This window comes from uncultured Agrobacterium sp. (genome assembly GCA_913777615.1).
GTDB lineage: Bacteria > Pseudomonadota > Alphaproteobacteria > Rhizobiales > Rhizobiaceae > Agrobacterium.
Window position 1 is genome coordinate 245,941 of the sequence record CAJYTK010000022.1, and the last position, 17,847, is coordinate 263,787.

Annotated in this window: 16 protein-coding genes, 1 tRNA gene and 1 other RNA gene; 8 read left to right on the top strand and 10 right to left on the bottom strand. The window is 58.4% G+C overall.

The window, feature by feature from the left end:
• Window positions 1–26: 26 nt before the first annotated feature.
• Window positions 27–1,292, bottom strand: coding sequence for a lytic murein transglycosylase (locus QZ862_RS20665; RefSeq protein ID WP_296101586.1), 1,266 nt, complete (start codon window positions 1,290–1,292; stop codon window positions 27–29).
• 23 nt (window positions 1,293–1,315) lie between these two features.
• Window positions 1,316–1,921: a recombination mediator RecR gene (gene recR / locus QZ862_RS20670; protein WP_296015888.1), complete on the bottom strand. Its 606-nt coding sequence runs from the start codon at window positions 1,919–1,921 to the stop codon at window positions 1,316–1,318.
• Between the two features lie 58 nt (window positions 1,922–1,979).
• On the opposite strand from recR, the gene QZ862_RS20675 reads away from it, so the two are divergent.
• Complete coding sequence (locus tag QZ862_RS20675) at window positions 1,980–2,591, top strand: MOSC domain-containing protein (protein WP_296101587.1); 612 nt, start codon at window positions 1,980–1,982, stop codon at window positions 2,589–2,591.
• Between the two features lie 36 nt (window positions 2,592–2,627).
• Here the strand turns inward: QZ862_RS20675 and QZ862_RS20680 are convergent, their stop codons facing one another.
• From QZ862_RS20680 to ffs, 3 genes are all read right to left on the bottom strand, one after another.
• A complete protein-coding gene (locus QZ862_RS20680) occupies window positions 2,628–2,951 on the bottom strand; it encodes a YbaB/EbfC family nucleoid-associated protein (protein WP_296015885.1) in 324 nt (107 codons plus the stop codon).
• 73 nt (window positions 2,952–3,024) lie between these two features.
• Window positions 3,025–4,899, bottom strand: a complete 1,875-nt coding sequence (locus QZ862_RS20685) for a DNA polymerase III subunit gamma/tau (RefSeq protein ID WP_296101588.1) — start codon at window positions 4,897–4,899, stop codon at window positions 3,025–3,027.
• 79 nt (window positions 4,900–4,978) lie between these two features.
• An RNA gene (gene ffs, locus QZ862_RS20690) (signal recognition particle sRNA small type) lies at window positions 4,979–5,075 on the bottom strand.
• 132 nt (window positions 5,076–5,207) lie between these two features.
• On the opposite strand from ffs, the gene QZ862_RS20695 reads away from it, so the two are divergent.
• On the top strand, window positions 5,208–5,612 hold the full coding sequence (locus QZ862_RS20695) for an HIT family protein (protein WP_296015881.1): 405 nt from the start codon (window positions 5,208–5,210) through the stop codon (window positions 5,610–5,612).
• Window positions 5,612–6,580: an NAD(+) diphosphatase gene (nudC, locus tag QZ862_RS20700; RefSeq protein WP_296015879.1), complete on the top strand. Its 969-nt coding sequence runs from the start codon at window positions 5,612–5,614 to the stop codon at window positions 6,578–6,580. The genes QZ862_RS20695 and nudC overlap by 1 nt, the downstream gene beginning before the upstream one ends.
• A gap of 25 nt (window positions 6,581–6,605) precedes the next feature.
• Here the strand turns inward: nudC and QZ862_RS20705 are convergent, their stop codons facing one another.
• Window positions 6,606–7,466: a prephenate dehydratase gene (locus QZ862_RS20705; protein WP_296015878.1), complete on the bottom strand. Its 861-nt coding sequence runs from the start codon at window positions 7,464–7,466 to the stop codon at window positions 6,606–6,608.
• 16 nt (window positions 7,467–7,482) lie between these two features.
• Window positions 7,483–8,232, bottom strand: coding sequence for a 3-deoxy-manno-octulosonate cytidylyltransferase (locus QZ862_RS20710; RefSeq protein WP_296015876.1), 750 nt, complete (start codon window positions 8,230–8,232; stop codon window positions 7,483–7,485).
• A 149-nt stretch (window positions 8,233–8,381) separates the two neighbouring features.
• Here QZ862_RS20710 and QZ862_RS20715 point away from each other — a divergent pair, with 149 nt between their 5' ends.
• Window positions 8,382–8,963: a cytochrome c family protein gene (locus QZ862_RS20715; protein WP_296101589.1), complete on the top strand. Its 582-nt coding sequence runs from the start codon at window positions 8,382–8,384 to the stop codon at window positions 8,961–8,963.
• A 63-nt stretch (window positions 8,964–9,026) separates the two neighbouring features.
• Here the strand turns inward: QZ862_RS20715 and QZ862_RS20720 are convergent, their stop codons facing one another.
• The 3 genes from QZ862_RS20720 to QZ862_RS20730 all read right to left on the bottom strand — a co-directional run bounded on the left by QZ862_RS20720 (window position 9,027) and on the right by QZ862_RS20730 (window position 13,791).
• A complete protein-coding gene (locus QZ862_RS20720) occupies window positions 9,027–12,158 on the bottom strand; it encodes an efflux RND transporter permease subunit (protein WP_296101591.1) in 3,132 nt (1,043 codons plus the stop codon).
• Window positions 12,155–13,444 (bottom strand): efflux RND transporter periplasmic adaptor subunit, encoded by a 1,290-nt coding sequence (locus tag QZ862_RS20725; RefSeq protein ID WP_296101592.1) that lies wholly within the window; start codon window positions 13,442–13,444, stop codon window positions 12,155–12,157. Before QZ862_RS20725 ends, QZ862_RS20720 begins: the two co-directional genes overlap by 4 nt.
• Before the next feature lie 257 nt (window positions 13,445–13,701).
• Window positions 13,702–13,791, bottom strand: a tRNA-Ser gene (locus QZ862_RS20730).
• A 225-nt stretch (window positions 13,792–14,016) separates the two neighbouring features.
• On the opposite strand from QZ862_RS20730, the gene QZ862_RS20735 reads away from it, so the two are divergent.
• From QZ862_RS20735 to QZ862_RS20750, 4 genes are all read left to right on the top strand, one after another.
• Window positions 14,017–14,334, top strand: coding sequence for a hypothetical protein (locus QZ862_RS20735; protein ID WP_296015868.1), 318 nt, complete (start codon window positions 14,017–14,019; stop codon window positions 14,332–14,334).
• A gap of 64 nt (window positions 14,335–14,398) precedes the next feature.
• The gene (gene msrA / locus QZ862_RS20740) at window positions 14,399–15,049 is read left to right on the top strand and encodes a peptide-methionine (S)-S-oxide reductase MsrA (protein ID WP_296101593.1); all 651 of its coding nucleotides are present in this window, start codon (window positions 14,399–14,401) and stop codon (window positions 15,047–15,049) included.
• 214 nt (window positions 15,050–15,263) lie between these two features.
• A complete protein-coding gene (locus QZ862_RS20745; RefSeq protein ID WP_296015861.1) occupies window positions 15,264–16,256 on the top strand; it encodes a BMP family ABC transporter substrate-binding protein in 993 nt (330 codons plus the stop codon).
• A gap of 76 nt (window positions 16,257–16,332) precedes the next feature.
• Window positions 16,333–17,844, top strand: coding sequence for an ABC transporter ATP-binding protein (locus QZ862_RS20750; protein ID WP_363315960.1), 1,512 nt, complete (start codon window positions 16,333–16,335; stop codon window positions 17,842–17,844).
• Window positions 17,845–17,847: the final 3 nt, after the last annotated feature.

Sequence of the window (17,847 nt, forward strand, 5' to 3'; positions counted from 1 at the left end):
ACAAACTGACCTCGCGTTCAGACGGTTTACCTGAGCTTTGTTTTCAGGGAAGCATCAGGAAAGCAGGTCGGCTTCAAGCCGTTCTTTGCCTGCCAATCACCCAGCGATCGGCGGGTCTTGAAGCCGGCCAGGCCATCGGCCTTGCCGACATCATAGCCCTTGGCAACCAATGCCTTCTGCATGGCAAGCACATCGGAACGGAGCATGGAGCCGACATTGCCCCATTCCGCCTTGAACGGGCCCCCACCATAGGCAATGCGATCAGCGAGATTGCCGATGAAAAGCGCGTAGAGATCGGAGTTGTTATACTCCTTGATGACGTAGAAATTCGGCGTCACGACGAATTCCGGGCCGTGGCGACCGGCGGGAACCAGCATCATGCCATCGGCGCTCAAGTCGTTGGACGGAAAGCCTTTTCCAGAAACGCGGGTGATGCCCATCTTGGCCCATTGAGACACCAGCTTCGCCAGATCCGGACCTTCCTGCGCGCAGGAAACATTGTCTGGTATGGAAACCTCAAAACCCCAGTCGCGGTCGCGCTGCCAGCCGCGTTTCGATAGATAGTTGGCGATGGATGCCAAGGCGTCGGGTACCGAATTCCAGATATCGCGATGGCCGTCTCCGTCGAAATCGACGGCATATTTGAGGTAACTCGACGGCATGAACTGCGGTTGCCCGAGCGCGCCAGCCCAGGATCCCATCATCCGCGAGGGTGGCACGTCGCCGCTTTCGGCAATCTTCAGCGCATCGATCAGCTCGGCCCGGAACATGTCCTTGCGGGTGGAGGCATAGGCCTTGGTCGCCAATACGTCGATGACGGAATTGGGAAGCTTCGCACGACCGAAACCAGACTCACGGCCCCAAATGGCGATAACGATATTGCCGGGAACGCCATAGGTCGCTTCGATACGCTTGAGGGTGGCAGCATGGGTGGCGGCAAGCGAGCGCCCCGTTGCCGCAAGACCCTGAAGCCGCTTTTCGGAAAAATACGCTCCGGGAGAGGAGAACTCGGCCTGGCTTTGCGCCTGCTCCTTGGGTGGCTTCTGGCCCGGCACGAGAACGTCCGGCAGTTTCCAGTTGATCGTCAAACCCGTCAGTGCGGCTTCAAGCGTCTTTTGCGACACCCCGGCCTTTTTCGCTTCCGGCCAGATTTCCCGCTTCAGCCAGGCGTTGAATTCCGCATCGTATTTTGCGGCCGCGGCTCCCGTCGGGATAGACTGGGCAAGTGCTGCGCCTGAAGAGAGAAGAGAAACTGCGGCGGCGACTGCAAGGCCGATTGTGTGAGCGCGCATTCGGTCTCCTTATCGTATGCTATTTAAATCGCTGTGCGGGCTCGAAGCGCCGCGGTCAGTGTGCCTTCGTCGAGATAATCCAACTCGCCACCGACCGGAACTCCATGGGCGAGGCGCGTGATCTTGACGTCGAGATCGGTCAGTCGATCAGTGATGTAATGCGCAGTCGCCTGGCCCTCGACGGTGGCGTTGACGGCGATTATCAACTCGCGAATGCCGCCGACACTCACGCGGTCGATCAGGCCCTTGATGTTCAAATCCTCAGGGCCGACCCCATCCAGCGGGGAGAGCGTGCCGCCCAGCACGTGATAGGCCGTGTTCATCGCCCCTGCCCGTTCCAGCGCCCAGAGATCGGACACATCTTCCACAACGATGATGACCGACTGGTCGCGCTGCACATCGGTACAGACAGTGCAGGGATCGATCGTATCGACATTGCCGCAACAGGAGCAGATCTTGACCTTGTCATAGGCTTCGCCCATGGCGCTCCCAAGCGGGCCGAGTAACTGCTCCTTCTTCTTGATGAGGTGCAGCGCCGCGCGGCGCGCAGAGCGAGGCCCAAGTCCCGGCACCTTTGCCAGAAGCTGGATCAGTTTTTCGATTTCGGGACCGGTGACTCGTTTTGCCATGGAGCGTTTCTACTGCATTATTCGTTGAACGGGAATCGGTAAGGGCAGAAGGCATCTCATGAAAATTCAGGCTATTTGTCGCGCCGATGCACAGGCGCTACCCGGCAAGACATCCAAGACCGGCATCTTCAAGCACGCTGTAATTGGCCCTGTGATGGTGGACGTACAAGGCATCGTCGGTGACGCGGTTTGTAACCGCAAGCACCATGGAGGACCGGACCAGGCGATCTATGCCATGGGCTCGGGCGACCTCGACTTCTGGACCGGAGACCGCGGTCACCCAATCGAGCCCGGATTCTTCGGCGAAAACCTTGTGATCGAAGGCATGGACAGTGCCGCGCTTTGCGTCGGGGATCGGCTTGAGCTTCAACAGGTGACGCTGGAAGTCACCGCCGCGCGCATCCCCTGCGCCACACTCACTGCCCGTGTCGGCGACCCGCATTTTGCCAAGCGCTTTCGCGATGCAGGTCATCCCGGGGCTTACTGCCGTGTCCTTAAAACCGGCATGATAGAGGCCGGGGAGAGTGTGACCCTCATACCGTATGCCGGTACGAAACTCCCGATCCCCGTCATCCTCAAGCGCTTTCGGCCCAACCGCTTGACGCAGGACGAGCGCGCCGCTTTTCTCGGCACGCCCCTTGCCATTCGCTTTCGCGAGATGATCGCCTAAGTCTTGGCGGTCCATGCCGCCAAAGAGCGTCGGATCTTAGAATGGAAACTTCATGCCTGGCGGGATCGGCAGGCCAGCCGTAATACCGGCCATCTTCTCCTGAGCCTGGGCCTCACCCTTTTCCTTCGCATCCTTATGGGCTGCAACAATCAGGTCTTCGAGGATTTCGACTTCGTCTTCCTTGAAGAGTGACGGGTCGATCTTCAGGCCGCGCATTTCGCCCTTGCCATTGAGGGTAACGGTCACGAGGCCGCCGCCGGAGCTGCCGTGGACTTCGAGTGCGGCAATTTCTTCCTGCACCTTCTCCATCTTGGCCTGCATTTCCTTGACCTTGCCCATCATGCCCATAATGTCACGCATGGCTGAAACTCCTGTTTTTGTTGTTGGGGCGGTTGATCCGAACACGGCTACGGTCGTCAACTCTGCCGTTTTCTCAAAACTCGATATCGTCGCCGGGAAGAATATCGCCTTCACTCGATTCGGCAACGGAAGGCGGGCTTACGTCTTCGACTTCTTCCTGAACGGCTGCACGAATGCGCACATCGGTGATCTTTGCGCCGGGGAACTGCGAGAGGATGGCTGCAACATCCGGATCCTGCCGCGCATCGACCAGACGCGCGTCACGCGCATTGCCTTCCGCTTCGACGAGAGTCGGCTCACCCTCGTCCTTGCTGAGGCTGACGATCCAGTGGATGCCTGTCCATTCCTTCAGCTTGACGCCAAGTTCGCCGGGGAGCGAGCCTGGCGCGCCTTCGCCAAGACGCATATCAAGACGGCCAGGCTCGATCTTCACCAGACGCACGAAATTGCGGACTTTAGCCCGTATGACGGGATCTCGATTCTTCTGCGCCAGATCGGCAATATCCTGCACCGATTTGACCGGCACTTTCGGTTCAGGCCGTTCCTCGGTACGCGGTGCCGCGACCTGCATGTCCTGCGGGCGGCTATCCGGCACGGCGCGCAGCATGGCAGTCGGCTGGGGCGCGGATTGCATCTGCGGCGATGTCTGAGCTGAGGCGACGGCCTGCGTCGAGCCATAGGCGCGTGCGCCGCCACCATGACCATTGCCCCCATTGCCAGCGGAACCGCCAGTCGGCATGGCGCCAGCGCCATTCGCGAGTTCCTCGAGACGACGGGCCGCGTCTTCCGGCGCCGGCAGGTTGGCAGCGTGCGACAGGCGGATCAATACCATTTCGGCGGCACCGGCAGGGCGCGAAGCGTTCTCCGTTTCGGGAATTCCCTTCAACAGCATCTGCCAGATGCGCGACAGGGTGGAGACCGCAACACTATCGGCAAATTCTGTACCGCGAAGGCGCTCGACCTCCGACAATGACGGATCTTCCGAAGCGTCCGGCACGTATTTCATGCGGGTGACCAGATGAGTAAAGTCAGCCAGATCGTTCAGGACAACAACAGGATTGGCGCCCGCTTCATACTGCGCATTGAATTCGGACAGTGCCGCCGCGACATCGCCCTTGATGATGTACTGGAAGAGATCGACGATGCGCGCACGATCGGCAAGACCGAGCATGCCGCGCACCGCATCGGCCTCCACGCGTCCGCTGCCATGAGCAATTGCCTGATCCAGCAGCGACAGACCGTCACGCGCCGAACCTTCTGCCGCACGCGCAATCATCGACAGCGCCTGCGGCTCGGCTTCGAAACCTTCCTTGGATGCGATTGCCGTGAACAAGCCAACGAGGTCCGCGGCACTGATGCGGCGAAGATCGAAACGCTGGCAACGCGACAGAACGGTAATCGGAACTTTGCGGATTTCGGTGGTGGCGAAGATGAATTTCACATGCTCGGGCGGCTCTTCGAGCGTCTTCAGCAGGCCGTTGAAAGCCTGTGTCGAGAGCATGTGCACTTCGTCGATGATGTAGACTTTGTAGCGCGCCGATACAGGGCGATAGCGCACCTGCTCGATGATCTCGCGAATGTCGTCGATGCCGGTGTGCGAGGCGGCGTCCATCTCGATCACATCGACATGACGGCCTTCCATGATCGCCTGGCAATGCTCGCCCGGAACGCGCAGGTCGATGGTTGGCTTGTCGATCTCAGGCGTCTTGTAGTTCAGCGCCCGCGCCAGAATACGAGCCGTGGTGGTTTTTCCCACGCCGCGAACGCCGGTCAGCATATAGGCCTGGGCGATACGGCCGGTTTCGAACGCGTTGGTCAGCGTGCGAACCATCGGCTCCTGCCCGACCATCAGATCGGAGAAATCCTTCGGGCGGTATTTACGCGCCAATACCCGGTAACCCGTACCCTGCTCTTTTGTCTGGGGCATGTTGGTTCCGGTGTCGCTCATCGCCTCGCCAGTTTTCGAAGTGGGGCCCGCTTCAGGCTGAACTGGCCCGGCGAAGCAGAGCGTGTCTTAAGAAGAAAAGGTGGGAGGCTGGCACGGCGACCCGTGCCTGGCTCGTTAGGGCTGCTTCCTTCCGGACCTGACCCGGTTGGCGAGTGGCTCGTCCACCACCAACCTCCCGGCGCCACATATCGGCAATAATAGAAGCAAATGCAAGTCAGGCCTTGAAAAAACTGCTATCTCTGTGAAAACAGGTCACTATTGAGCGCGAACTGCGGCGCAAGACCGCAGATTATTTTAGGGAGGATGCCTTGGGCCCATTCCACCTGGACGAAAGACTGGCGCGCGACAGCGTGCTGATCACCACACTTGGCCTGTGCCAGTTGCGTCTGCAAAACGATTGCCGCTGGCCATGGGTCGTGCTGGTTCCGCAGCGAAACGATGTCAGCGAATTGTTCGATCTTACGCCGCTCGACCAGGCAGTGCTGACGTTTGAGACCAACCTCGTCGCCTCGGCGCTGAAAGAGGTGACGGGAGCGGTCAAAATCAATGTCGGCGCTCTTGGAAACATCGTTCGCCAGCTCCATGTCCATATCATCGCCCGCAACGAGGGCGACCCCTGCTGGCCGGGACCGATCTGGGGACAAGGCACCCCTGTCCCTTATGCGGAACATGACAAGCAGGATTTCATCAAGAAACTGGCTGGCGCACTCTGATGACTTCACATCGCATTTTCGAGACCACCTCGCCGCATCCCGAACCGTCCGCTCTCACCGCATTCGCCCAGAACGATCTTGAGCGGCTTGCCGAAAACCGCAACGAGACCTGCGTGGCCGACGCCCTCAAGGTAGAGGGGATGCATCTTCTTGCCTTTGCCGGTAACAAGCTGATCCTCAAGCATGACGATCAGGTTCTCGACCCGTTGTTTGCCGCTTACGAGTTGGCAGAACTGGAGCCCGATTTCGAGCAGGCGATCCTGCTCGGCTACAAGCAGAATGGCGAGCCGCGTATCGCTGTCCCGATCAAGGTGGCAGAAGACACGCTTGCCAGCCATTACAAGGCAGCAGACGCGCGTACGCTGTACCGTGATCAGCTAATCGGCGAAGAACTCTTGGGCGAGGTGGCGCAAGCCGTCAGCCTGATGAACTGGAACGCCGACAATCGCTTCTGCGGTCGATGCGCCGGTCAGATGGAGCTTCGCATCGGCGGCTACAAGCGCATCTGTTCCGGTTGCGGACATACCATCTTTCCGCGCACCGATCCCGTCGTCATCATGTTGACGATCGATCTGGAGCGGGATCTCTGCCTGCTCGGTCGCGGCGCGCATTTTCCGCCGGGCATGTATTCCTGCCTAGCAGGCTTCGTGGAGCCGGGGGAGACGATCGAAAACGCCGTGCGTCGCGAGACCCGGGAAGAGGCTGCCATTCAGGTGGGACGCGTTCGCTACCATGCCTCACAGCCATGGCCGATGCCACACACGCTGATGATCGGCTGCTTTGCCGAAGCCCTGTCTTTCGATATCAGCCGGGACGACGCCGAATTGGAGGATTGCCGCTGGTTTACCCGCGCGGAAGTGGCGGAACTTCTGCAGATGACAGGGGCAAATGGCCAGTTGCCGCCTCCGAAAGGCGCCATCGCCCATCGGCTGATGCGCGATTGGATCGAGTGGGACGGGGCGGCCTAAGCCTCCCCGCCCGCCCACGCAAAAGTCAGACGGTGTTGAATTTTCCGCGCATCGCATGTCCCTTGTAAACGCCGAGAATGCGGACCTTCTCAGAGAAGAACCTTAGCTCTTCCAGTGCATGGCGCACGGGTTCGTCTTCCGGATGCCCTTCGATATCCGCATAGAACTGTGTTGCGACGAATTTGCCACCGATCTGGTAACTTTCGAGCTTCGTCATGTTGATCCCGTTGGTGGCAAAGCCGCCCATGGCCTTGTAGAGCGCTGCCGGAATATTGCGCACGTTGAAGACGAAGGTGGTGACAATCAAATCCTGCGCAGACGTCCGCTTCACCCATTGCTCATCGCGCGAGAGCACGACGAAACGGGTGACATTGTTTTCCGAATCCTCGACGTTTTCGGCGATGATATCGAGACCGTAGAGCGAGGAGGCCAAACGCGGCGCAAGGGCCGCCATGGTCCGATCACCCTTTTCCGACACCAGTTTCGCGGCACCGGCGGTATCGCCTGCGACAATTGCCTTCCAGCCATTGGAGCGAATGATCTTGCGGCACTGCCCAAGCGCGTGGATGTGACTGTGAACCGTCTTGATCTCGTCCTTTTCGACACCAGGCAGCACCATCAGCTGAAAACGGATCGGCATGAAATATTCGCCAATGATATGAAGGCGCGATTCCGGCAGGAGGTGGTGGATATCTGCCACGCGTCCGGCCAGCGTGTTCTCGATCGGGATCATGGCGAGATCGGCTTCACCATTTTCAAGCGCGTTGAACGCATCTTCAAAGGTCGGGCAAGGCAGCGGATCCATATCCGGAAAGACATCCCGGCAGGCCATGTCGGAATTTGCGCCGTAGTCGCCCTGAAAGGCAATGCGATTGCTGCTGGTCATGGTGCGATCTTCAATTCTATCTGTTGGCAAGGATTTTGCGGGCCATTTCGAGCTGCGGCTGCGTGTCGACACCAAGCGGAACCGAATGGACGATTTCCACGTCGATGCGCATTCCCGCTTCCAGCGCGCGCAATTGTTCAAGGCTTTCACGAAGCTCAAGAACAGACGGCTTCAGCGACACGAATTTCTCCAGCGCCGCACGCCTGTAGGTGTAAAGCCCGATGTGGTGATAGAGCGGACCGTTGCCGTAAGGTGCGGTTGCCCGGGTGAAATAAAGAGCACGAAGACGGGTCTCGGAAACAGGGCTACCGACGATCTTGACGATGCTCGGATTGGTCTTTTCATCCTCGTCGGTGATCGGCACGGTCAGCGTGGCGATATCGACATCCGGATCGTCCATGGGCAGAAGCGAGGCGCGAATCGTTTCCGGCTCGATGGTCGGAAGGTCGCCTTGAACATTGATGACGAACTCGGCGCGACCGTCCGGATCGGCTTTCTGCAAGGCTTCATAGATGCGATCGGAACCGGATTGATGATCATGACGCGTCATGATGACATCGAAACCGGCATCGTTGACGGCCTGAAAAACGCGCTCATCATCGACCGCAACGACGATGCGTTCGGCACCGGCTTCGCGGGCGCGCATGGCAACCTGAACGATCATCGGCTTGCCGTTTATATCGGCCAGAGGTTTGCCCGGAAGGCGGGTCGAGGCCATTCGCGCGGGAATAAGCACGATGGCTTTTTCGAAATTTCGATTATTCATCCGACACCCTTCAAATTCCGCCGGAAAAGTGGCAATACGTCACGGGGCGGAGAGCATATTCAAGTTGCGCAGGCTGTGCAAAAGCCATAGCTTTCACGCAATTTCAAGATGCCCGTTTCAAGCAAACGGTTGTGAGGGAGCGCAAATCAATGAATTCACGGGTTAACATGGCGGTCGGTGCCCTTCTTGGCACGGTCTTCGTCCTTATGACGGTATCGATAGCGTCGGACGGGATTTTTCATTCCGCTGCCCCGGAAAAGGAAGGCTATACGATCGTTGCAGAGACATCCGGTGGCGAGGCCGCTGGGGGCGCTGCCGAGGCGCCTGCAACGCCGATTGCAAAGCTTCTTGCAACTGCAGACGCCGCCAAGGGCGAAACCGTTTTCAAGAAATGCACGAGCTGTCACACCGGGGACAAGGGTGGCCCCAATAAAGTCGGCCCTAACCTTTACGACGTCGTCAACCGCCCGATCGCAAGCCACGAAGGCTTCAGCTATTCCGCAGGCATGAAAGACTTCTCCAAGGGCAGCTCCGAGAAGTGGGATTACGACCACCTCAGCTACTTCATTGAAGCGCCCAAGAAGCATGTTCCGGGCACCGCGATGGGCTTTGCGGGTATCAAGAAGGAAACCGAGCGCGCCGACCTGATCGCCTATCTGCGCACCCTTTCCGACAATCCGGCCCCGCTGCCCGATCCCAATGCACTGGCAGCACCGATGCCAACGAACTGAGCACGTCCGATTTCTTAAAAGCCCGGGAAACCGGGCTTTTTTTGTCTCTACTGATCTCCATCATCACGCAACCGCTTTGTTTGGCTTGCTATGGATTTCAGTATTGACCTCATGCGCAACCTTGTGACGCCTGGAGAACAGCCGACCGACACCCCGGCCTGCCCGCTCCATCTCGACGAAAATGACGGGGGTGATGAAGAGCGTCAGAACCTGCGACACCAGCAGGCCACCAACCACGGCAATGCCGAGCGGCTGGCGCAGCTCCGAACTGGCACCGGAGCCGAGTGCGATCGGCAGCGCACCGAGAAGCGCGCAGAAGGTCGTCATCATAATCGGGCGGAAACGGCGCACGCAGGCCTCGTGGATGGCAACCGCCGCCTCTTCCCCCTTGCTGCGCATATTGTCGACCGCCACATCGATCATCATGATCGCGTTCTTCTTGACGATACCGATCAGCATCAAGAGACCGATAAGGGCGATGATGGAGAAATCCATCCCCATGATTTCCAGCGCCAGCAGCGCGCCAAAGGCCGCTGCCGGCAGGCCCGACAGAATGGTGAGCGGGTGGATGAAGCTTTCATAGAGAACGCCAAGCACCACATAGATGGTCAGCACCGCCGCCAGGATCAGCAGGCCGGTATTGCCCTGAGACTGCTGGAAGATCGCTGCCGTACCGCCATAGGTGGTGAAGACGTCCGCAGGCAGATCGATCTGCGTCTTGATCTGGTCGATCCGTTGCATGGCCTGGCTGAGCGAAACGCCGTCCGGCAGGTTGAACGAAATGGTGGTCGAGACAAGCTGCCCGGTCTGGTTGATGGTGACGGGTGCCGGCTTGCGCTCCACCGAGGCAAAGTTCGACAGCGGCACCAGGGTGTTCGTCTTGGTGGAGAGGATATTGATGTCGCGCAGGAAATCATCGGTCCAAGGCTTGGAGCGATCGAACTCAACGATCACGTTGTAGCTGTTGCCGGTCGATTGAATCTGCGCGGCGTCATATCCGCCAAAGGCCATCTCCAGCGTCTTGCGCAGCTGATCATTGGTGATGCCGTAGGCTGCAGCCTTTTCCGAATGGACCACGATGGTTGCGGCAATCGCGCCGTTCTGCGCGTCGGATGTAACGGATGTGAAGGTCGGATCCTTGCGCATCTGGTCCATCAGTTTGCCCGACCAAGTGCTCGTGGCATCGGCGCTCAAGCCCTGCACCACAAGCTGATACTGCGAGGCGGAGCTGCGTCCACCGAAGCGCAGGCTCTGTTGAGGCGTAATGTAGGTCCTGATGCCCGGGATCTTGGCGGTCGCCTTCGTCAGCTCCGCCAACGTCTGCGATAGCGGCTCTCTGATTTCCTTCGCCTTCAACTGCACGAACATGGAGCCGTTATTGAGCGGGCTGCGAGAGTTACCGCCGACGATGGAGGTTAGGTGCAGAACTGCGGGATTGGCGCGGATCGCCGCCGCCACCTGATTCTGCAGATCGTTCATGGCCGCATAGGAGATATCCTCACGGGCGCGGGTCGAGACCGATAGCTGGCCAATGTCTTCCTGAGGGAAGAAGCTGGACGGCAGGGTCCAGAACAGCAGGCCGGACGCGGCTACAGAGCCGAGGAAACACAGAAGAACAAAGCCGCGATGACGCAGGCACCACCCGACGGACCGGTCATAGACGGCAAGTGTGCGATCAAAGCCGGCATTGAACCAGCGGATTATCGCTGGCGGCCTCGACGAATGCGACGACAGGCGCGAGGCGAGCATGGGCGTGACCGTCAAGGACACCAACGCCGATGCCATGATTGCAAGCGTCACGACCATGCCGAATTCGTTGAACAGGCGACCGACCACCCCACCCATCAGGAGAATAGGGATGAACACTGCAACAAGCGAAATCGACATCGATAGAATCGTCGAGCTGACTTCCTCGGCACCTTTCAGCGCCGCCTCGCGCATGGGAAGGCCCTCTTCATGCAGGCGCAGAATATTCTCCAGCATGACGATCGCATCATCCACCACCAGGCCGACGGACAATGTCAGCCCGAGAAGCGAAATATTGTCGATACTATAACCAAGAACATACATGGCGCCGAAAGCGGCAATCAGCGACAGGGGAACGGCAAGGCCGGGAATGATAGTCGCCGTCAGGTGGCCGGTAAAGAGATAGATGACCAGAACGACAAGAGCGATCGTCAGGAGGAGCGTGAACTGAACGTCGGATACTGCATCCTTGATGGCAACCGACGTGTCGTTCATCACATGAATGTTGATCGAGGGCGGCAATTGCTCGCGTAGCGCCGGCAGCTTGTCCTGAATGGCTTTCACCACATCGACGGTGTTGGCATCCGACTGGCGCTGGACCGCGAGAATGATGGCAGGCTCGCCATCGAACGAGCTGCCCGAATCCGGGTTATCCACGCCATCCTGCACATTGGCGACATCGCCCAAATGGACCGGCGCGCCGTTTGCGGTCGCGATGACCAGCGACTTGAACTCGTCCGCGTTGGTTCTTTGCGTATCGGCATCGATCGTCAGGCGCTGGCTCTGATTTTGTAGCGCACCGACAGGCACCTGATTATTGGCTTGGGCGATCGCTGTCGTGACCGTATCGACACCGATGTTACGCGCTTGCAAGAGAGAGGGCTCAAGACCCACCCGTACCGCATAGGTCTTGGCACCATAGATGCTGACCTGCGCTACGCCTGAAATGGTGGACAGCAGCGGCGAAATCACGTTCTCCGCAATATCGTCCACTTTGCTGGCCGGCATCTCCTTGCTGTTGACGGCAAGAAGCAGAACCGGCGCATCCGCCGGGTTGGTTTTCCGATAACTCGGCGCTGTCGTCATATTGCTCGGCAACTGGCGCTGCGCGCGCGAAATAGCGGCCTGCACGTCCGCGGCCGCGGCATCGATATCGCGATTAAGATCGAACTGGATGACGATGGAGGTGTTGCCGAGGGTATTGCTCGCGCTGATTTCACTGATGCCTGGGATCGTTTCGAACTGCTTGACGAGCGGCGTCGTGACCGACGTCGCCATTGTTTCCGGCGAAGCGCCGGACAGCGACGCCGATACGTTGATCGTCGGAAAATCCACTTTCGGAAGGGCCGCCACAGGCAGAAGCCTGTAACCCGCAAAGCCGGCGAGCGTCAGTCCGATTGCAAGGAGAATGGTAGCAACGGGCCGATGGATACAAAAGCGCGCAATCACTGGGCATTCTCCCCGGCAGGAGCAATCTGGGCGACTTTGTTTGCCTGATCGGCCGTGGCTCTCGGCGTGTCGACCACCGTCTGCCCGTCCGTCAGTTCCGACTGACCTTCCACGATGATTTTTTGACCGACCGAGATACCGCCGGCAATGGCGGTCATGTCACCGTTCGAGCGGGCGACCTCGACGGGCGTGACGTGAACCTTATGATTGTCATCTACCGTGTAGACGAACGACCCACTTGCGCCTGCTCTCAAGGCAACCGTCGGGATGACGATCTGCCTCTGATTGGACTGGAAGTGGACGGTGACATTGGCAGACTGGCCGGGCCAGACCAGACCCTTGTCGTTCTTGAACTCGGCCTTGACGAGCACTGTACCTGAGGCCTGATCGACAGAGTTGTCGAACAGTGCAAGCTTGCCCAAGACGGGCGTTCCGCCTGTCGCAACCGGATCGATATCAACCGTCGCTCCATTTTTCAGACCTTCATGGAGTTGCGTCAAATAGCGTTGCGGCAGCCGGAACTGCATGAAGATCGGGTCGTAGCGGGTGATGCTGACAATCGTCACGCCAGCACTGAGATAGGCGCCGTGGCTGATAGTGATGATCCCGAGACGGCCATTATATGGCGCACGGATTTCCGTATCCTCAAGGATCGCCTGGTCTGATTGGAGGGTCGCCTTGTCGGCATCGACCTTGGCTGCAGCGGAATCGCGTGTCGCACGGGCCTGCTCCAGCACCTGTTGAGATTCAGCACTCTGCCTGGCCAGCGCGGATGCGCGATCGAAGGCAGCTTGCGCCTGGGCGACGCTTGCAAGATCGGCGGCGATATTGGCCTTGTCCTTGGCAACGGCAGCGCTGGCGGATCGATCGTCCATCTTGACGATGAGATCGCCAGCCTTCACCTCCTGGCCGCTTGTGGCTGCGACCGAGGACACCGTACCTTGCTCGCGTGGGGCGATATTGGTGGAATCCGCTGCCACGGCCCAGCCTGTCGCCTCGACATCCATCGGCAGTGTCGCTTCTTCTACAGCGATGGTGGAGACCGCCGGTGGCCCGCCATTGCGACGACCGCCACCTTGGCCCCTGGAATGTTCACGCCCACCACCAGGCTGCGCTTCGCCACCCTTACCCTCGGGCTTGCCGTCTGCGTTGGAAGCAATGCGCGTCGCCTGCCCATGCGACGCAACGAAGGGCAGCGATTTCACATAGGGTATGGAGTCGCGGAACGGCCAAGCGGCCGCAGCGGCGACAACGACAATGCTGACGAGTATCCAGAGCTTTTTCATGCGGGCGATCCGACTTGGAGAGAAGGCCGCGACACGCCAGCGTACCGGAGAGACCTTGCAAGGATCAGGAAACATCATCTCACGGCAAAATCACCTTAAGTTTTGGTAATATGGACAAAGTTTAATTTTGGGGAATCGGTATCAGATCCCACTCTTGGGCTGACTTGATGGGGCGCTGAGCGACGATCGACGATACCGGAGAGCAGCGGGCTTCCAGATGTCAGATCTAAAATGGTCGGAAAATTATTGTTGTGAGATGGCGGACAGGGTGGGATTCGAACCCACGGTACGCTTTCACGCACACACGCGTTCCAGGCGTGCGCCTTAAACCACTCGGCCACCTGTCCTTCATTACAATCTGCATGTTTTGGGAAATGCAAATCACTGGAACGGCGCGATATATACCGATGAATTCGCCGCGATCAACCCGATTCTGACAGTTTTTTAAAATGTCTGTGAAAAGGCTGGTTACGAGGAGATTGCAAACCACGCTCGCGGACCTTATCCAGAACCTAGAGAATGTCGTCTCAATGGCGGCTGTCCCGTTTTAACGTGTGCCGGGGAGTCCTGCCATGAAAGCATTGTTGCGGTTTTTCAGCTTCCTGCTTCTTCTATGCGCCATCGCTGTCGGCGTCTTCGATTCCATCCGTTCGGTTTCGACTTCGTCCATCGATCTTTTAAGCTTTCGCGAAGGCTGGGCTGAGGTTTTTCCTTCCTCGCTCGCCATGGCAGAAAGCATGACGGCACACTATATTCATCCGGAAGCGTGGCGCTGGATCGAAAACGGCTTGGATGCCGTCCCTGCCTTCGCGGTTCTCCTTGGTCTCTCTCTGCTGTCATGGATGGCGGGTTACAGGAAGCCAAGACCGCATGGTCGTTTTGCGGCCTGACGATACCAGCATCCCGCACGGCAAATGACCGGAGCGCGGCGCCGATCGCCGCAGGGAGACTGCAATGTTTGGATTCGACACTCTTTCCAAGAAGACCGTTATGCCAACAGCTGAAACCGCGATTGCGGGTCGCGACGAGGCGGTCGCTGTCCCAGAGCATCATTTCGTCAATGGCAGAAGCCTGAAAGGGCCATACCCTGAAGGCCTGGAGACGATCTATCTGGGGATGGGCTGTTTCTGGGGCGCGGAGCGGCTGTTCTGGAAGACACCCGGCGTCTACGTGACGGCTGTCGGCTACTCCGGCGGCATTACCCGCAACCCCCTTTATCAGGAAACGACAACAGGCCTGACCGGCCACGCGGAAGTGGTCAAGGTCGTCTACGATCCCTCGCAAGTGACGCTTGCCCAGCTTCTGAAGATATTCTTCGAGGAACATGACCCGACGCAGGGCATGCGCCAGGGCAACGATGTCGGCACCACATATCGTTCGGTGATCTATACGACGAATGATGCGCAACTTGCCGAGGCCAAGGCGGCCCGCGATGTCTTCCAGCAGTCGTTGGAGGCTGCGGGGCATCGTCCGAAGATCACCACCGAAATCGAGCCGCTGGATATCTTCTATTACGCCGAGGACTACCATCAGCAATATCTGGCCAAAAACCCTGGCGGCTATTGCGGGTTGAGGGGTACCGGAGTGACCTGCAACATCGCCTAGTTGTGCAGCAACTGCCCGGCGGAAGAGATTAAAAAACCACCAGAAAAGAGGTTTTCCACCGGGCAAAAAAAACGGGTGAATTTTTCTTACAGCCGTGCAAGGATACTCCCCACGCTCAGCCTTATGGGCTGGCTTTTCCGCAGAACATGCCCAGCATAAGGGCTTGCGGGAGGACCCTTTTTATAAAATTAAACTGCAACAACAGGGCTGCAAAATGAAAAAATCCCTTCTGACGCTTTTCGCGCTTGCTGCGATGTCGGCTTCCGCTTTGGCTGCGGATATCAAGCCTGCACTGGTCTACGGAACGGGCGGCAAGTTCGACAAGTCGTTCAACGAGGCTGCCGCTGCAGGTGCCGAGAAGTTCAAGGCTGAAACAGGCACAGAGTTCCGCGATTTCGAGCCGACCAGCGATACGCAGGGCGAGCAGGCGATCCGTAACTTTGCAAGCCGCGGCTTCAACCCGGTTGTTGCCGTGTCCTTTGCATGGACCTCCGCCATGGAGAAAGTGGCTGCTGAGTTTCCCGACACCAAGTTCGTGATCGTCGACTCCGTTGTCGACCTGCCGAACGTCCGCTCGGTCGTCTACAAGGAAGAAGAAGGCTCCTACCTCGTCGGGCTTCTTGCTGGCATGGCTTCCAAGACCGGCAAGGTCGGCTTCATCGGCGGCATGGACATTCCTCTGATCCGCAAGTTCGCCTGCGGTTACGCCCAGGGCGCCAAGGCAGCCAACGACAAGATCGAAGTCTTCCAGAACATGACCGGCACGACGGGTGCAGCATGGAACGACCCGGTGCGTGGCGGTGAGCTGACCAAGAACCAGATCGACCAGGGCGCGGACGTCATTTACGCGGCAGCCGGTGCGACGGGTCTTGGCGTTCTGCAGACTGCAGCCGACAACAAGAAGTTCTCGATCGGCGTCGATTCCAACCAGAACCATCTTCATCCGGGCTCCGTTCTGACCTCGATGGTCAAGCGCGTCGATCTCGCCGTCTACAATGCGTTCAAGGACGTCAAGGACGACAAGTTCACCGCTGGCGTCAACGCGCTCGGCGTCAAGGAAGATGGCGTGGCTTATGCTGTCGACGACAACAACAAGGCTCTGATCACGCCTGAAATGGCGGCTGCAGCCGATAAGGCGAAGGCCGATATCATTTCCGGCGCCGTCAAGGTTCACGACTACATGTCGGACAATTCCTGCCCGAAATGATATGATATTTGACTGGGGCGCATGATGTTTTTCATCTTGCGCCCTTTTCATATCCAGCCTTCGGAGAGGTTTCGGTTTGAGTATGAACCCTGCAATCGAGCTCGTGGGCATCGACAAGAAATTCGGTGCCGTTCACGCCAATAAAAATATCAATCTGACCGTTGCCAAGGGTACGATCCACGGGATCATCGGGGAAAACGGTGCTGGCAAGTCGACCCTGATGTCGATCCTCTACGGCTTCTACCAGGCCGATTCCGGTGAAATCCGCGTCAACGGCAAGCCCGTTGCCATCAAGGACAGCCAGGCAGCCATCGACGCCGGTATCGGCATGGTGCATCAGCACTTCATGCTGGTCGAGAATTTCTCCGTGCTGGAAAATGTCATGCTCGGTGCGGAAGGCGGTGCGCTTCTGTCCAAGGGCACGGCCGCTGTGCGCAAAGAGCTGAAGCGTCTGGAAGATGAGTATGGCCTGGAGGTCAACCCGGATGCAATCATCGAGGATTTGCCGGTCGGTCTTCAACAGCGCGTGGAAATCCTGAAAGCGATGTATCGCGGCGCGGAGATCCTGATCCTCGACGAGCCAACGGGCGTTTTGACGCCTGCGGAAGCCGATCATCTGTTCAAAATTCTGAGCGTGTTGCGCGACCAGGGCAAGACAGTCATCCTCATTACCCACAAGCTGCGGGAAATCATGGCGATCACCGACGAGGTATCCGTCATGCGCCGCGGAGAGATGGTAGCGACGCGCAAGACGTCTGAAACCACGGTCGAGGAACTAGCCGAGTTGATGGTCGGTCGCCGCGTTTTGCTTCGGGTGGAAAAGCGCGAAGCCAATCCTGGCGATGTTCTTTTCTCGGTTCGTAACCTGACGGTTAAAGACAGCCGTGGCGTGACGATGGTGGACAATGTGTCCTTCGATGTCCGCGCTGGCGAGATCGTCGGCATTGCAGGTGTTGCCGGAAACGGCCAGTCCGAACTCCTGGAAGCCATCGCCGGTATCCGAAAGCCGCATTCAGGTGAAATTCTGATCAATGGCAAGCAGGTGGAGAAGGTCGACCCGGCTATCCTGCGTCAACTTGGTCTTGCCCACATTCCCGAAGACCGGCACCATATGGGCCTGGTTCTGAAATTCGAGGAATATGAGAACTCCATTCTCGGCTACCATCGTGATGAGCGTTACGGCAAAGGTCCGTTTCTCGATCCGGAAGCGATCCGCAAGGATGCTGCCGAAAAGATCGAGAAATACGATATCCGCCCACCGAACGCCCGGCTGAAGACCGCGAATTTTTCCGGCGGCAATCAGCAGAAAATCGTGGTTGCGCGTGAGATCGAGCGCGATCCGAGCATGCTGATTATCGGTCAGCCGACGCGTGGCGTCGATATCGGTGCCATCGAATTCATTCATCGTCGCATCATCGACATGCGCGATGCTGGCAAGGCGATCCTGCTTGTGTCCGTCGAGCTGGATGAGATCCGTTCGCTTTCGGATCGCATTCTAGTCATGTTCGCGGGTCGGGTTGTCGGAGAAAAGACGGCGGAAGCCGAAGAACAGACGCTTGGCCTGATGATGGCCGGCATTGCCGCATAAGGC

Bases quoted from the DNA above. Each gene is read 5' to 3' on its own strand.
- msrA (WP_296101593.1), top strand. From the start codon at position 14,399: ATGTTTGGATTCGACACTCTTTCCAAGAAGACCGTTATGCCAACAGCT.
- nudC (WP_296015879.1), top strand. From the start codon at position 5,612: ATGACTTCACATCGCATTTTCGAGACCACCTCGCCGCATCCCGAACCG.
- QZ862_RS20715 (WP_296101589.1), top strand. From the start codon at position 8,382: ATGAATTCACGGGTTAACATGGCGGTCGGTGCCCTTCTTGGCACGGTC.
- QZ862_RS20680 (WP_296015885.1), bottom strand. From the start codon at position 2,951: ATGCGTGACATTATGGGCATGATGGGCAAGGTCAAGGAAATGCAGGCC.
- QZ862_RS20675 (WP_296101587.1), top strand. From the start codon at position 1,980: ATGAAAATTCAGGCTATTTGTCGCGCCGATGCACAGGCGCTACCCGGC.
- recR (WP_296015888.1), bottom strand. From the start codon at position 1,921: ATGGCAAAACGAGTCACCGGTCCCGAAATCGAAAAACTGATCCAGCTT.
- QZ862_RS20705 (WP_296015878.1), bottom strand. From the start codon at position 7,466: ATGACCAGCAGCAATCGCATTGCCTTTCAGGGCGACTACGGCGCAAAT.
- QZ862_RS20710 (WP_296015876.1), bottom strand. From the start codon at position 8,232: ATGAATAATCGAAATTTCGAAAAAGCCATCGTGCTTATTCCCGCGCGA.
- QZ862_RS20685 (WP_296101588.1), bottom strand. From the start codon at position 4,899: ATGAGCGACACCGGAACCAACATGCCCCAGACAAAAGAGCAGGGTACG.
- QZ862_RS20665 (WP_296101586.1), bottom strand. From the start codon at position 1,292: ATGCGCGCTCACACAATCGGCCTTGCAGTCGCCGCCGCAGTTTCTCTT.
- QZ862_RS20745 (WP_296015861.1), top strand. From the start codon at position 15,264: ATGAAAAAATCCCTTCTGACGCTTTTCGCGCTTGCTGCGATGTCGGCT.
- QZ862_RS20725 (WP_296101592.1), bottom strand. From the start codon at position 13,444: ATGAAAAAGCTCTGGATACTCGTCAGCATTGTCGTTGTCGCCGCTGCG.
- QZ862_RS20735 (WP_296015868.1), top strand. From the start codon at position 14,017: ATGAAAGCATTGTTGCGGTTTTTCAGCTTCCTGCTTCTTCTATGCGCC.